We start from the raw sequence: 15,054 nt of genomic DNA, 5'->3' as shown, positions 1-15,054 counted from the left end.
ACGGCCCGGGTTTTCGGGTGTTGCGGCCGATCAGGCGGCGGTGAGTACCAGCCCGGAGGTCGGCACGCCGGTCCCGGCGGTGACGACGATATTGCTGAGGCCCTCGACCTGATTCACCGAACTGCCGCGAATCTGGCGCACCCCCTCGGCAATGCCGTTCATACCGTGGATGTAGGCCTCTCCCAGCTGGCCACCGTGCGTGTTCAGCGGAAGCCTGCCACCGATCTCGATCGCACCGTCGGCGATGAAATCCTTGGCCTCGCCGCGACCACAGAACCCCAGTTCCTCGAGCTGCATCAGCACGAACGGGGTGAAGTGGTCGTAGAGGATGGCGGCCTGCATGTCCTGTGGCCGCAACTCGCTCTGCGCCCACAGCTGGTCGCCCACCAGGCCCATCTCCGGCAGACCGGTCAGGCCGTCACGGTAGTAGCTGGTCATCACGTACTGATCGGCGCCGGACCCCTGTGCGGCACCGGCGATCAGCGCGGCCTTGTTCGGCAGATCCTTCGCGCGCTCGGCACTGGTGACCACGATCGCCACCCCGCCGTCGGTCTCCTGGCAGCAGTCCAGCAGATGCAGTGGTTCGGCGATCCAGCGCGAGGCCTGGTGATCGTCGAGGGTGATCGGCTTGCCGTAGAAGTGGGCGGCCGGATTCACCGCGGCGTGTTTACGATCGGCGACCGCCACCGCGCCGAAATCCGCACTGCGCGCGCCGTATACGTGCATATAGCGCCGCGCCACCATCGCGACCTGCGCGGCCGGGGTGCCGAGACCGTGGGTGTAGGAGAACGCATTGTCCACACCCGAGGAGGTGGGGTTACCCGTCGCCAGATGAGTCGCGAACTGGCCGAAGCGATTTCCGGAGCGCTCGTTGAAAGCCCGGTACGCGACAACCACATCCGCGACACCCGTCGCGACCGCCATGGCGGCGTGCTGCACCGTCGCGGCGGCCGCGCCACCACCGAACGGGATGTTGCTGAAGAACTTCAGGCTCGGGATCCCCGTGGCGCGTGCGACGGCGGCCTGGGTGTTGGTGTCCATGGTGAACGTCGTCAGGCCGTCCACATCCGCGGCGGTGAGTCCCGCGTCGGCGAGGGCGGCGGTGACGGCCTCACCGGCCAGCCGCAGCTCACTGCGGCCGGAGTCCTTGGAGAAATCGGTGGCGCCGATACCCACGATGGCGGCGCGGCGGCTCAATCCCGTCACTGGCGTGCCTCCTGAAGGGCGATGACGGCTTTCGCCGTGATGTGGTCACCGAGGCTGTCGCGGCCGACCACGTCGATGGTGATGTCCGCACCGTCGACGGCCGCGACCGTCCCGCTCAGCGTCAGCGTGTCCCCCGCGTACAGCGGCACACCCAGGCGCAGCGCGATGGACTTGACGACCGCGGCCGGGCCCGCCCAGTCGGTGACGAACCGCTGCACCAGGCCGGTGTCGGTGAGGATGTTGACGAAGATGTCCTTGGAGCCGCGCTCGACCGCCTTGTCCCGGTCGTGGTGCACGTCCTGGAAATCGCGGGTGGCCAGCGCGGTCGAGATCACGAAGGTCGGATCGGCGTGAATCACCAACTCGGGCAATGTGGTTCCGAGCTCGAGGGTTGTCGGATCGATTGTGGCGGTCATCGCACGGCCTCCCAATAGGGCACGGTGTTGTCGTCGTCGAGCCGCTGGAAGCCGACCGTCACCGGCAGGCCGACCTCGACCTCGGCCGGATCGATACCGCGCAGCTCACCGAGCATGCGCACGCCTTCCTCCAGTTCGACCAGGGCCACCACATACGGCAGTTGCCGGCCGGGCACCTTGGGCGCGTGATGGACCACGAAGCTGAAGACCGTGCCACGTCCGGAGGCCACGACATAGTCGGTCTGCTCGGTGTGGTCCTTCCACAGCGCCGGAACCGGCGGATGCTGCAGCGAGCCGTCGGGTCGCCGCTGAATCCGCAGCTCCCCGAGTTCGACTCCGTCCCAGAAGAATTCGGTGTCCTTCGAGACGGTGGGCCGGACCCGCTTGGCCAGATCCTCCGCCGAGACCGCACCGGGTTCGGCCGGGGCGGCCTGCTTGCCGGTGCCGGGGATGAACTTCAGCATCCGGAACAGCATCTCGGTGACCAGTTCATCACCGACGTACCAGTTGGTGCGGTAGGTGGTGAACCAGCCCTCGCCGAGGCCGGTCCGCTTGGGGCCGACGATCTCGTCGACGCTCGAACGCACCGTCACCTGTTCACCGAGCCGCAGGTAGCGGTGGTAGGTCTGCTCGCAGTTGGTGGCGACCACCGAGGTGAATCCGGCGGCGTCGAACAACTCGTTCGTCCGGGTCATCGGATCGTCGTCGGCGCGCGCGCCGCCCAGGCCCAGCATGGTCCAGACCTGCGCCATGGCCGGTGGCGCGACGATGCCGGGATGTCCGGCCGCGGTCGCGGCGTCCTCGTCGACGTAGATCGGATTGGCGTCACCGAGGGCCTCGACCCAGTTGTTGATCATGGGCTGATTGATCGGGTCGCGACCCGCCCGCGGCGCGGATTCCCCCGCCGCCTTGATCTTCTCGAGTCCCTCGCGAATCTCGTCGGCCGTGAATGACTGTGTCACGGTGGATGACTCCTATCTCGGTACTCGGGGCAGGCGCAGGCCCATCTGAGCGATGAGCTCCCGCATGATCTCGTTGACGCCGCCGCCGAAGGTGACGACCAGGTTCTGCTTGGTGCGCTTGTCCAGCCAGGTCAACAGGTCCGCTGTGGCCTGATCGGCCGGATCACCGAAGCGGCCCACGATCTCCTCGGAGATCCGGCCCGCCTCCTGCAGCGCCTCGGTCGAGTACACCTTGGTGGCCGAGGCGTCGGCGATCACATCGCGCTGATCGGCGTCCGGGCGCTCCATGTTCGAGGCGACCTGCCAGTTCAGCAGTTCGTTGAGCCGCACCATGGCGTGCAACCGGCCCAGCGCGCGGCGGACGTCGGTTTCACCGAGAACACCCTGCTTGCGCGCCCATTCCCGGACCCGCTCGTAGAGCTGCTCGATCTTGCCGGACGGGCCCAGGCTCACCCGCTCGTGATTGAGCTGGGTGGTGATGAGCTTCCAGCCGCCGTTCTCCTCGCCGACGGTCATGCTCGCGGGCACGCGCACATTGTCGAAGTAGGTGGCGTTGGTGTGGTGGGCGCCGTCGGCGGTGATGATCGGCGTCCAGGAGTAGCCCGGATCGGTGGTGTCCACGATGAGGATCGTGATGCCCTTGTGCCGGGACTCCACCGAACCCGTCCGCACCGCCAGCCAGACGAAATCGGCCTCGTGCGCGCCGGTGGTGAAGATCTTCTGCCCGTTGACGATCCAGTCACCGTTCGCGTCACGCACCGCCGAGGTGCGCAATGCCGCGAGGTCGGTACCGGCATCGGGTTCGGAGTAGCCGATCGCGAAATGCACGTCGCCGGTGAGGATTCCGGGTAGGAACTTCCGCTTCTGCTCCTCGGTGCCGAACGACTGCAACGCCGGGCCGACGGTCAGCAGGGTGACCAGCGGGACGGGCACATCCGCGCGCACCGCCTCGTTGTAGAAGATCTGCTGTTCCAGCGGGCCGAAGCCGGCGCCGCCGTACTCCTTCGGCCAGCCCAGTCCGAGCTTGCCGTCGCGGCCCATCCGCTTGACCACTGTCCGGTAGGCATCGCCGTGCCGGTTGACCTGCATCTCGGCCTCCTCTTCGGGAGTGACGAGACCGGTGAAATAGGAACGTAATTCGTCCCGCAGTTGCCGCTGTTCCGCGGTCAGTTCGATGAACATCTGACTCCCAATCGGTCCAGCCGGAACGACGCACCGCCGAGCCAGCGGGCGATGTCCTTGGCCTGTGAGTAGTAGCGGTGCAGAGGGTGGGTCATGTCGACGCCGAGTCCACCGTGCAGGTGGTGACTCATCTGCATGGCCCTGGGCAATTCGTCGGCGACCGCGAACGCCAGCACATCCAGATCATCGTCGATGCGCTCGCAATGTTCGGCACCGCGATCGTCGGCGGCGAGTGCCCATACCGCCGAGGCGGCCGCGACGCTGAGGGTGCGCGACACGACATACACATCGGCGATCTCCTGCGCGACGGCCTGGAACTGCGCCAGCGCCCGGCCGAACTGCTGCCGGGTGCGGACATGTTCCGCGGTCAGCGCCACCACGCCCTTGAGCAGACCGTCGGCGACCGCACCGATGCTCGCCAGTGCGAAGCGGTGCAGCTCGGTGAGGCCGTCGGGCAGCAGCTGCTCGGCCGGGATCTCGACGCCCTCGAAGCGCACCGAGAATTCCGGCACACCGTCCGAGCTCGGGCTCGGTGTGCGGGTGATACCGGCCGCATCACCGCCGACCACCGCGATGCCGTTATCGGTGGGCACCAGAATCCAGCGCGCGGTATCGGCATAGGGAACCGCGACCTTGGAGCCGGTGACCCGCACGGTGACACCGTCGGATACCCCGGAGGTCGCCGGCTTGGTCACGAACGGCGCACCCGGCTCGTGCAGGGCCGCGGTCAGGACCGCGCCTTCCGCGACGGCCGGGAACACCTGCTCCGCCACCGCGTCGGGCAATCCGACGGCCCGCAGTGGTAGCACCCCGAAGCCCAGGGTGACCAGGGCCGGGGTCTGGGCGGCATCGGTGGCCAGCTCGGTGAGCATGGCCGACACCTCCAGCAGGCCCATATCGTCGCCACCGAACCGTTCCGGCAGCGGTACGGCCAGCAGACCGCTCTCGGTGATGGTGGGCCACAGCGCGATATCGCGCGCGCTCTCGCGTTCCAGCAAACTAACGACAACCTCGGCGACAGCGTCTTGGCTCTCGTCCCTGGTGAAGTCCATTCAAAGCTCCCGATGTGAAATGGGACTAACCCTGCGCTTCGCGCGGCAGGCCGAGAATCCGTTCACCGGCGACGGTCAACAGGATCTGCTCGGTTCCACCGGCAATCGACAAACAGCGTGTGAGCAGGAATTCCTTCACCACTTCGGTGTCGAGAGCACCCGCCGTACCGGACAGTTCGGCGGCGAACTCGGCGACCGCCTGCCGGTGCCGAACACCGACCAGTTTGCGTACGCTGCTCTCCGCCGCGGGATCGCCGCCGGACAGCAACTTCTGGGCTGCGCGGGCCTCGAGCAGGGTGCCCGCCACCGATTCGGCGACCAGCGCGCCGAGCCGGTCGGCCACCACTTCCGCACCCGGACCGGAGGTCGGGGCGGCGGTGATCACCGCCTCGAGTTCCTCGCCGATTCCCTTGCCGCCCATCGCGATCCGCTCCGCCGACAATGTCGAACGGGCGATTCGCCAGCCGTTGTTCAGATCACCGACCAGGCAGTCGTCCGGGACGAACACATCGTCGAGGAACACCTCGTTGAAGCGCGCCTCACCGGTGATCTCCACCAGCGGCCGGATCTCGAGCCCGGCACTGTTCATATCGACCAGGAAGTAGCTGATCCCCTTGTGCTTGGGCGCCGACGCATCGGTGCGCGCCAGGCAGATTCCCCAGGTCGCACGGTCGGCCAGCGAGGTCCAGACTTTCTGGCCACGCAGTTTCCAACCGCCCTCGACCCGTTCGGCGACCGTACGCAGCGCCGCCAGATCCGAGCCCGCGCCCGGTTCGGAGAACAGCTGGCACCAGATCACCTCACCGGTGAGGGTGGGCCCGGCATAACGCTCGATCTGCTCGGGCGTACCCCACTGCAGCAGGGTCGGGATCGCCCAGTTGGCGATCGCCAGCTCCGGCAGTTCGATACCCGCCTTGCGGATCCGATCGTCGATCCGGGTCCGCAGCAACGGGCCCGCACCACGGCCGTAGGGCGCCGGCCAATGCGGGGCCAGCAGACCCGCCTCGGCGAGTGCGGTGCGCTGCTCGGCGACCGGCAGTGCCGCGATCCGGTCCAGTTCGGCGGCCAGGACCGCGTCCTGAGCCTCGTCCAGACCGGCCGCCTCCCAGGCACTTTCCCCGTCCGCGCCCAGATCGACACCGACCGTGCGGCGCAGACCCGCCTGGGTCAGCCGCGCGACCTCGGCCCGCCAGCGCGCCGATCCGCCCAGCAGCGACCGCAGCGCGCTCGCCCGGCGCAGATACAGATGCGCGTCGTGCTCCCAGGTGAAACCGATGCCGCCCAGGACCTGGATGCAGTCCTTGGCATTCTCGACGGCGGCGTCCAGCGCGACCGTCATGGCGATGGCCGCCGACAGGGCGATTTCCCCGCTACCGGAGTCCACGGCTGCCGCGACATCCGCCGCGACGGCCCGGGTCTGCTCGGTACGGCACAGCATCCAGGCGCAGATGTGCTTGATCGCCTGGAATTCACCGATCCTGCGCCCGAACTGCTCACGCACCTTCGCGTACTCGACCGCGGTCTCCAGGCACCAGCCCGCGATTCCGGCGGCCTCGGCGGCCACCAGCGCGGCGGCCAGATCCGATACCGCGACGTCCGGTTCGAAGACCCGCTCGGCGGGCACGGCGACCTTGTCGCATTCGACCCGGGCCAGCGGAACACCGAGATCCAGCGCCGGCAGCGCCTCGATCCGCACACCCGCGGTTCCTGCATCGAGCAGGCACCACAGCTCCCGCTCACCGGAACGCACCGGTAGCAGCAATGCGGTGTGCTCGTCCGCGCCGTAAACCGCATCCCAGGTGCCGGTCACCTCCAGCGGTCCGGTTCCGTTGTGCGACACCACAACCGGCTCGCCAAGGGCTATACCGCAGGGCGTATCCTCGTCGAGGGTGTCACCGGCAACGAGGCCGGCCAGCGCGGTAGCCGTCACCGGCCCGCCTACCAGGTCATGCGCCGCCTGCTCGATCAGCACGGCCAGATCGCTCACGCCGCCGCCCGCACCGCCGGATTCCTCCGGCACCGCGATGCTGAAAACGCCGAGGCCCACCAGGCCAGGCCAGAATTCACGCCAAAACCCCGGCGCGCCACTGCGCATTGTTGCAATCGGCTGGACCGCCGCTGCCCATCCACGCATCGACTCCTGAACGGCTTTATGCTCGTCAGTGGTGGCGATGGTCACACTCCATACCGCCTTTCCGGCGTGACTCCCACACCTAGAACATGTTCTAATGTGACGATCGGGCGTAAGTCAAGAGGCGCTCCCGGCAGCCGAACGGCCGCGTCAGCCAACGCCAGTCCGACGTGTGTGCAGGAAAGGACTTTTGAATGGCCAGTCCCTCCCGAGAGCAGGCAGCCGACTCGGGTGCGCAGAACGGAGCCCGCAACCGCGCGACGGTCAGCACCCTCAGCGAGGACGAGCTGAGTTCGGCCGCGCAGCGTGAGCGGCGCAAACGCATTCTCGACGCCACCCTCGCGCTCGCCTCCAAGGGCGGTTACGACGCCGTGCAGATGCGCGCAGTGGCCGAACGGGCCGATGTCGCGGTCGGCACCCTGTACCGGTATTTCCCGTCCAAGGTGCATCTGCTGGTCTCGGCGCTGGCCCGGGAATTCGAGCAGTTCGACAGCAAACGCAAACCGCTGGCCGGTCAGACCGCACAGGAGCGCATGCACCTGATGCTGACCCAGGTCACCCGGGCCATGCAGCGCGACCCGCTGCTGACCGAGGCGATGACGCGAGCGTTCATGTTCGCCGATGCGTCCGCGGCCGCCGAGGTCGATCGCGTCGGCAAGGTGATGGACCGCTTCTTCGCCCGCGCCGTCAACGAGGGCGAGCCGTCGGAACGCGATCTGGCCATCGCCCGGGTCATCAGCGATGTGTGGTTGTCGAATCTGGTCGCCTGGCTCACCCGGCGCGCCTCGGCCACCGACGTGGCCGAACGCCTCGAACTGACCGTCGATCTTCTGCTGGGCGAGAAGTCCTAGTCGCCCGGCTGTGCTTCCAGGTACCGGACCACACGGTCCGGTACCTGGAAATATGCATGTAAACAGCGCGTATCACTGCGCGAACAAGGCGGCAAACCGCACCCAGTAAAGTTTCTCGCGCCCCCTGGAAAACCCTCCGATCACTAGGTTGGATGCGTGAGCGCACAGGATCTGCCACTCGAACTTCGCCGAGCCCTCTCGGCCGTAGCGCGCGTACCGCGGCTACTGGTCGCTTCGGACTACGACGGGACAATCGCGCCCATAGTCTCCGATCCGGCAAAGGCCTATCCCCATCGGGAGTCGGTCAGCGCATTGCGCGCGCTAGCCGGCTTGACCACTACCACCGCGGCCGTGATCTCCGGCCGCGCGCTGCGAGATCTCGCGGCGCTGTCCCGGCTTCCGGTCGAGGTCCAATTGATCGGAAGCCATGGCTCGGAGTTCGATGTCGGCTTCGTGCACGCCATCGACAACGATGCCCGCCAGCTGCTGGCCGAGGTCCAGCACGCACTGTCCGCCATCGCCGAGGACAACCCCGGCGTGGCCGTCGAGACCAAACCCGCGAGTACCGCGCTGCATGTGCGCAACGCCTCTCCCGAGGTGGGCCGCCGTGCCCTGCAGCAAGCCCGGCAGGGGCCGGCGAGCTGGGTCGGCGTCCAGGTCACCGAGGGCAAGGCGGTCATCGAACTGGCCGTCGTCCAGACCGACAAGGGCGCTGCCCTCGACATCATCCGGCATCAGGAAGGTGCGTCGGCCGCGGTCTTCTTCGGCGACGACGTCACCGACGAGAAGGCCTTCGCCCGGCTGTCCGGACCGGATATCGGGATCAAGGTCGGCGACGGTGAGAGCCGTGCCGAATTCCGCGTGGCCAGTACCGAGGAAGTGGCCAGGGCGCTGGCGTATCTGCTCGAAGAACGCCGCACCTGGCTGGCCGGTGCCTCGGCCCCGCGGATCGAGCGGCTGACCATGCTCGCCTCGCCGCGCTCCAAGGCACTGCTGACCCCGGACGGCACCGTCACCTGGTTCTGCCACCCCGAACCGGATTCCGCGGCCGTCTTCGCCCACCTGCTCGGCGGACCGGCGGCCGGACATTTCACGATCGCCCCGGAGCGGCAGGGCCTGCCGCTGTCACAGCGCTATGTCGACGGCACCATGACCGTCGAAACTCGTTGGTCCAGTTTGAAAGTCGTGGACTACCTGCCGCACGACGCGATCCTGGAACGGACCGATCTGACCCGGGTCATCACCGGTGATGCCAAGGCCGTGGTCACCTTCGCCCCGCGCCCGGAGTTCGGGCAGGTACCGGTGACGCTGGTCCGCGAGCCCGCGGGCCTGCGCGTGCACGGCACCAACGATCCGATCGTGCTGCGCTCCCCCGGCGTGCAGTGGGAGATCTCCGAGGAGGGCATCCACCACGTCGCCCGCGCGGTCGTCGATCCCTCCGAAGGTCCGATCGTGCTCGAGATGCGCTGCGGCACATCCGATCTCGCCCCGGCCATGGTCAGCGAGCCGGAGCGGCGCAACGAGGCCGAGCGGTACTGGCGCGATTGGTCCGCGGATCTGGAGCTGCCGCCGCTGAAGCGCGATCTGATGAAGCGCTCGGCGCTGACCCTGCGCGGCCTGGTGCACGCCCCGTCCGGCTCGATCATGGCCGCGGCCACCACCTCACTGCCCGAGGACATCGGCGGCGTCCGCAACTGGGACTACCGCTACTGCTGGCTGCGCGATGCCGCACTCACCGCACATGCGCTGGTGGCCCTGGGCTCACTGGCCGAGGCCGAGGACTTCCTGGCCTGGACCCATCGGGTGCTCGACACCCTGCCCGGGCCCGAACGCCTGCACCCGCTCTACACCCTCTACGGCGAGACCTTGCCGCCGGAGGCGGTACTGGACCAGCTTCCCGGCTATGCCGGTTCGCGGCCGGTGCGCATCGGAAACGCGGCGAATATGCAGGTCCAGCTGGACGTCTTCGGACCGATCGTCGATCTGATCAGCGCTCTCGCCGAGGCTCGCGAGGCCAAGGGCATCCTGAATCCGGCCAAGGCCCTGCCCGACCGGGACTGGGAACTCGTGCACGCCATGGTCTCCGCGGTCCAGCGCCGCTGGAACGAACCCGACCACGGCATCTGGGAGATCCGCGGCAATCCGCGCCATCACGTCTATTCGAAGGTGATGGGCTGGCTCACCGCGGACCGCGCCCTGAAGCTGGCGGCGAAGTTCGACCGCCCGGCCGACCCGGCCTGGGTCGAGTTGCGCGACACCATCTCCGAAGAGGTCAAGGCCAAGGGCTGGAACGAGCAGGTGCAGTCCTACACCGCAGCCTACGACGGGACCGATCTGGACGCGGCCACCCTGCACATCGGCCTCAGCGGTCTGATCGAACCGTCGGATCCGCGCTTCGCCGCCACCGTGGTGGCCACCGAGGCCGAGCTGCGCAGCGGATCGACCGTGTACCGCTACCACCACGACGACGGCCTGCCGGGCGGTGAGGGCGGCTTCCACCTGTGTGCCGCCTGGCTGGTGGAGGCCTATCTGCTGATCGGTAAGCGCGAGGACGCCGAGGCGCTGTTCGCACAGCTGGTGGACGTGGCCGGTCCGACCGGTCTCCTGAGTGAAGAATACGATCCGGTGGCCGAACGTTCGCTGGGCAATCATCCGCAGGCCTACAGCCATCTGGGTCTGCTGCGTTGCGCCCAGCTGCTGAGCCAGCCGGTGGCCGCGCTCGCGCAGTAGCGGTATCCGGCCGAATTCCCCGACCGTCTCGTCCCGGGCCCGTGATCGCTCCGATCGAGTGATCACGGGCCCTGTTCGTGGCCGGGTTCACAACCGAAACCGGCCGGTCCGGCAACTCGGTTCGGGACGCATACGCTACAGTTAATGGAAATCGTTTCCGTTAATGGCTGTGCAGGAGTACCCGCGTGATCAGAAATCTCGTCGCCAGAATCGCTGTCGTCACGCTGGGAGCCACCACCGCATTCACGCTGGCCGCCTGCTCGGGAACATCCTCGGATTCGGGTAAGCCCAGAATCGTCGCCTCCACCGATGTCTGGGGCAGCGTCGCCGCCGTCGTGGGCGGGCCGGATGTCGAGGTGAAATCGATCATCGACAACCCCACCGTCGACCCGCACTCGTACCAGACCACCCCGTCGGATGCCGCCGCGATCCGCGAGGCCGCCCTGGTGATCTACAACGGCGGCGACTACGACGAGTTCGCGTCGAAGGCGGCCGAGGGGCGGGACAAGCCCACCCTCGCGGCCTACGACCTGCGTACGGGTGCCGCGGCCCACGACGAGAACGAGCACATCTGGTACGACATGAACACCGTGAGCGCGGTGGCCGACAAGATCGCCGCAGAGCTCGGCGACATCGATCCCGCGCATCGGCAGGCATTCACCGATCGCGCCGCCGCACTGCGCGGGCAGCTGGCCGGTGTCACCGCCCTCACCGCGAAAATCGCTGCCGCGCACCCGAAGTCGCCGGTGTTGCAGACCGAACCGCTGGCGCACTACCTGCTGCTCGCCGCCGATACCGACGATCGCACGCCGCACGAATTCGAGGAGGCGATCGAACAGGGCACCGATCCGGCGCCCGCCGATCTGGCCGCGGTCCGGGATCTGCTGAACACCAAGCAGGTTCGCGCGCTCGTCTACAACATCCAGACCGAGGACAAGACGACCCAGGATGTGGCATCCACCGCGAAACGCGCCGGTGTGCCGGTCGTCGAGGTGACCGAAACCCTGCCGGAGAACACCGATTTCGTGAAATGGCAGACCGACAACGCGAACGCGCTGGCCGCGGCGCTCGGCTGAGGAGAGTTGCGGTGACGGGACAGACACGAACCGAAACGACGGAAGCGGTCGTCGCCGACGACGCACCACCGGCGAACGAATCGAACGCCGGCGGTGGCGCCGCGCATCCGGAATCGGCCCGCGCCGATTCCGGTGCGAGCTCGTCCCGTTTCGACGATGCGGACTGCTCGTTCTGCGATCCGGACGGCGCACCGGCGACGACCGCGACACAACCGGCGACAGCTGTGACGAACCCGGCGGCAACATCGACCGATCCCGCGGCGGCCACCGAGGTTCGCGCGGCGGGCGCCCCCGCGGTATCCCTGCGGGGCGCGGGCCTGGCTTTCGGGCCTCGCACCCTGTGGCAGGGGCTCGACCTCGACATCGCACCCGGTGAATTCGTCGCGGTGCTGGGCCCCAACGGTTCCGGGAAGACCTCCCTGCTGCGGATGCTGCTGGGGCAGCTCACGCCGAGCGCGGGCTCCGTCGAAGTGGCCGGGACACCGGCGCGGCTGGGCAATCCGCGAATCGGCTATGTGCCACAACAGAAGACGATCGACGCGGGCGTGCAGTTGCGCGGCGTCGACCTGGTCGGCCTTGGCGTGGACGGCCATCGCTGGGGCCTGGGCTGGCGCGGGCGCGGGGCGCGCCGCCGCCGGGTCGCCGATGCCATCGCGCAGGTCGGTGCCGAGCGCTTCGCGACCGCACCGCTGGAGTCGCTGTCCGGCGGCGAGCAGCAACGGCTGCGGGTGGCCCAGGCGCTGGCCGGAGATCCGCGGGTGCTGTTGTGCGACGAACCGCTGCTGAGCCTCGATCTGGCCAATCAGCGGCTGGTATCCGAGCTCATCGATCGTCGCCGCCGCACCCACGACACCGCGGTGCTGTTCGTGACCCACGAGATCAATCCGATTCTGCCGCTGGTCGATCGGGTGCTCTACCTGGTGGACGGCAAGTTCCGGATCGGCACCCCGGACGAGGTGATGACCTCGGCGGTGCTGTCGGAGCTGTACGGCACCGAGGTCGACGTGCTGCGGGTACGCGGCCGGTTGGTGGTCGTCGGTACCGGTGACGAGATCGATGCGCTCGGCACCCATCACGGTGAGGGAGCCGGACTGTGAACGAGAAGCTCTCCGATGTGTTCGGCAAGATGCTCGACTTCACCACCACCGCGGATCTGCTGTCCTACGACTTCGTGCAGCAGGCCCTGATCGCCGCGGCGCTGCTGGGCCTGCTCGCCGGTGTGATCGGGCCGCTGGTGGTGAACCGGCAGATGTCGTTCGCGGTGCACGGCACGAGCGAGTTGTCGCTGACCGGCGCGGCCGCGGCCCTGCTGGTGGGAATCGGAGTGGGCGCCGGCGCCATCGTGGGTTCGGTGGTGGCGGCCGTCATGTTCGGACTGCTGGGTTCGAAAGCGCGCGAACGCGATTCGGTGATCGCGGTGGTGATGTCGTTCGGCCTCGGCCTGTCGGTGCTGTTCCTGTGGCTGGGGCCCAGCCGCGCCGGTTCCAAGTTCTCGCTGCTGACCGGGCAGGTGGTCAGCGTCGGCGGCAACGGCCTGACCTCACTGTCGCTGTGCACGATCGGTGTGCTGCTGGTGCTCGCGTTCATCTACCGGCCACTGCTGTTCGCCAGCACCGACCCGGAGGTGGCGGTGGCGCGCGGAGTTCCGGTGCGCGCGCTGTCGGTGGTGTTCGCGGTGCTGCTGGGCGTGACCGCGGCCTTCGGCGTGCAGATCGTCGGTGCGCTGCTGGTGCTGTCGCTGCTGATCACCCCGGCCGCGGCCGCCGCGCAGCTCACCGCGAGCCCGCTGCGGGCGACGGTGCTGTCGGTCGTTTTCGCCGAGATCGCCGCGGTCGGGGGCATTCTGGCATCGTTGGCGCCCGGTGTGCCGGTCTCGACCTTCATCACGACCATCTCGTTCGTGATCTATCTGCTGTGCCGGTTCGTCGGCCGTCCGGTCGCCGACGCCCGGCGTCGCGCGGCGCGTACCGCAGCGGCCGTCCCGTTGGACGCGATTCCTAGCAGCTCTGACCGCCCGGTCCGGACGCCAGTATGAGCAGGCCGAAGGCCGCCATCATCAACATGATCGCCGCGCCGCTCGTGGCGGTGAAGTACCAGCGCAGCCGATCGCGATGCGTCCACAACCGGATCAGCAGGACGAGCCCGGCCGCCAGCATGACGACCGCGCCTGTCACCTGAAAGATCTGCGCGCGCCGGAACACCTCCTCGCGGGCGGCGTCACCGCCGTTGATCCCGTCGCAGAAGTCGCCGACCCCGTGCGTGAAGAGGGTGTAGCCGCCCAGATAGATCACCGGCCCGAGAACGACCGAGGTCAGGACATAGATCCAAGCGAGAACGAACGGTCAATCCAGCAGCAGCCTCACGCGCCGAACTGTAATTCGCCGCCGGTACTGGGAATTCGTTCATCGCCCCGCCGCCTTCGCCCGTTCCGCTCTCGCCGACCGAGGCACCGCCCGTGCCGACCGGCACCGGTCCACAGACCGCGTTCAGCCCTCCCCGGCGAGGGCGAACAGTCCGTCGCCGGTCTGCTCGATCAGCCCGTCGACCAGCAACGAATCCAGCGCTCGATCCCGCTGGCCCGGGTCCCGGGTCCAGGCCATGTCGAGAGCCACCCGTTCGACCGGACCGGTCGCGCCGCGCAGCACATCCAGCAGCCGGCCGCGGGCCTGCCGATCGGTGCCGTCGTATTTCTGGGTGCGGCGCACGACATCCGAGGCGGGGCGGCCCGCGGCGACCCAGCTGCAGCGCGGCAGCGGGCAGCCGTCGCAGTCCGGCGTGCGCGCGGTGCACACCGTCGCGCCGAGCTCCATCAGCGCGGCGGAGAACACCGCCGCCCGGTCGATCCGCACCGGCAGCAGTTCCTCGGTCTCGGCCAGATCGCGGGAGCGCGGATTACCGGCCTCCGCCCGGCCGTGCACGGCCCGCGCGACGACCCGGCGGACATTGGTGTCCACGACCGGAACCCGCTGCCCATAGGCGAAGCAGGCCACCGCACGCGCGGTGTACGCGCCGATGCCCGGCAGTCCGAGCAACACCTCCACATCGTCGGGCACGACGTCGCCGTGCTCGGCCGCGAGCACTCGGGCGCACTCGTGCAGTCGCAGCGCCCGACGCGGATAGCCGAGTTTGCCCCACGCCCGCAGCACCTCCCCCGGTGACGCCGCGGCCATCGCGGACGGAACCGGCCAGCGGTCCACCCATTCCCGCCAGATCGGCTCGACCCGGACCACCGGCGTCTGCTGCAGCATGATCTCGCTCATCAGAATCTGCCAGGCGCTCACCTCGGGACGGCGCCATGGCAGGTCACGGGCCGCGGCGCCGTACCAATCGATCAGAACATCGGCGTCCACGCTCACCCCTTCACCGCGGTTTCGGCCGCACGGCCGGTGCTTGTTTGCCCGGCTGTAACCCGAGCGGACTCGCCGGTAGTGGGAAACCTATGGAAAAT

General features: G+C 68.4%; 13 protein-coding genes. 5 read left to right on the top strand and 8 right to left on the bottom strand.

Going from position 1 to position 15,054, the window contains the following annotated elements:
• Positions 1–30: 30 nt before the first annotated feature.
• From AB0L57_RS31050 to AB0L57_RS31025, 6 genes are read right to left on the bottom strand one after another with little or no spacing between them, the layout of a single operon-like run.
• The gene (locus tag AB0L57_RS31050; protein ID WP_364969821.1) at positions 31–1,206 is read right to left on the bottom strand and encodes a lipid-transfer protein; all 1,176 of its coding nucleotides are present in this window, start codon (positions 1,204–1,206) and stop codon (positions 31–33) included.
• Positions 1,203–1,622, bottom strand: coding sequence for a MaoC family dehydratase (locus AB0L57_RS31045; protein ID WP_364969818.1), 420 nt, complete (start codon positions 1,620–1,622; stop codon positions 1,203–1,205). The genes AB0L57_RS31050 and AB0L57_RS31045 overlap by 4 nt, the downstream gene beginning before the upstream one ends.
• Positions 1,619–2,584 carry a bifunctional MaoC family dehydratase N-terminal/OB-fold nucleic acid binding domain-containing protein gene (locus tag AB0L57_RS31040; protein WP_364969815.1) on the bottom strand — a complete coding sequence of 322 codons (966 nt, stop codon included), beginning with the start codon at positions 2,582–2,584 and terminating at the stop codon, positions 1,619–1,621. The genes AB0L57_RS31045 and AB0L57_RS31040 overlap by 4 nt, the downstream gene beginning before the upstream one ends.
• Positions 2,585–2,596: 12 nt before the next feature.
• Positions 2,597–3,766, bottom strand: coding sequence for an acyl-CoA dehydrogenase family protein (locus AB0L57_RS31035; RefSeq protein ID WP_364969812.1), 1,170 nt, complete (start codon positions 3,764–3,766; stop codon positions 2,597–2,599).
• Positions 3,751–4,818 carry an acyl-CoA dehydrogenase family protein gene (locus AB0L57_RS31030; RefSeq protein ID WP_364969809.1) on the bottom strand — a complete coding sequence of 356 codons (1,068 nt, stop codon included), beginning with the start codon at positions 4,816–4,818 and terminating at the stop codon, positions 3,751–3,753. Before AB0L57_RS31030 ends, AB0L57_RS31035 begins: the two co-directional genes overlap by 16 nt.
• A gap of 25 nt (positions 4,819–4,843) precedes the next feature.
• Entirely contained in the window at positions 4,844–6,997 is a 2,154-nt protein-coding gene (locus AB0L57_RS31025) for an acyl-CoA dehydrogenase (protein WP_364969806.1), read from the bottom strand.
• A gap of 146 nt (positions 6,998–7,143) precedes the next feature.
• Between AB0L57_RS31025 and kstR the strand changes: the two genes are divergently transcribed.
• From kstR to AB0L57_RS31000, 5 genes are all read left to right on the top strand, one after another.
• Entirely contained in the window at positions 7,144–7,800 is a 657-nt protein-coding gene (gene kstR / locus AB0L57_RS31020) for a cholesterol catabolism transcriptional regulator KstR (RefSeq protein ID WP_364969803.1), read from the top strand.
• Positions 7,801–7,956: 156 nt separating this feature from the next.
• Entirely contained in the window at positions 7,957–10,530 is a 2,574-nt protein-coding gene (gene otsB / locus AB0L57_RS31015) for a trehalose-phosphatase (RefSeq protein WP_364969801.1), read from the top strand.
• Positions 10,531–10,718: 188 nt separating this feature from the next.
• Entirely contained in the window at positions 10,719–11,606 is an 888-nt protein-coding gene (locus tag AB0L57_RS31010) for a zinc ABC transporter substrate-binding protein (protein ID WP_364969941.1), read from the top strand.
• A gap of 302 nt (positions 11,607–11,908) precedes the next feature.
• The gene (locus AB0L57_RS31005; RefSeq protein WP_364969938.1) at positions 11,909–12,703 is read left to right on the top strand and encodes a metal ABC transporter ATP-binding protein; all 795 of its coding nucleotides are present in this window, start codon (positions 11,909–11,911) and stop codon (positions 12,701–12,703) included.
• Positions 12,700–13,641, top strand: a complete 942-nt coding sequence (locus AB0L57_RS31000; protein ID WP_364969798.1) for a metal ABC transporter permease — start codon at positions 12,700–12,702, stop codon at positions 13,639–13,641. Before AB0L57_RS31005 ends, AB0L57_RS31000 begins: the two co-directional genes overlap by 4 nt.
• Here AB0L57_RS31000 and AB0L57_RS30995 read toward each other — a convergent pair.
• Both AB0L57_RS30995 and AB0L57_RS30990 read right to left on the bottom strand, forming a co-directional pair.
• Positions 13,604–13,897, bottom strand: coding sequence for a hypothetical protein (locus tag AB0L57_RS30995; protein ID WP_364969795.1), 294 nt, complete (start codon positions 13,895–13,897; stop codon positions 13,604–13,606). The two genes, AB0L57_RS31000 and AB0L57_RS30995, sit on opposite strands and share 38 nt — an antisense overlap.
• 195 nt (positions 13,898–14,092) lie before the next feature.
• Complete coding sequence (locus tag AB0L57_RS30990) at positions 14,093–14,962, bottom strand: A/G-specific adenine glycosylase (RefSeq protein ID WP_364969792.1); 870 nt, start codon at positions 14,960–14,962, stop codon at positions 14,093–14,095.
• Positions 14,963–15,054 lie beyond the last annotated feature (92 nt).

The sequence above is a fragment of the Nocardia sp. NPDC052254 genome, assembly GCF_040679495.1.
Classification (GTDB): domain Bacteria; phylum Actinomycetota; class Actinomycetes; order Mycobacteriales; family Mycobacteriaceae; genus Nocardia.
Note: the sequence above shows the minus strand (reverse complement) of the source record. Positions and strands in the feature narration are given on the sequence as shown.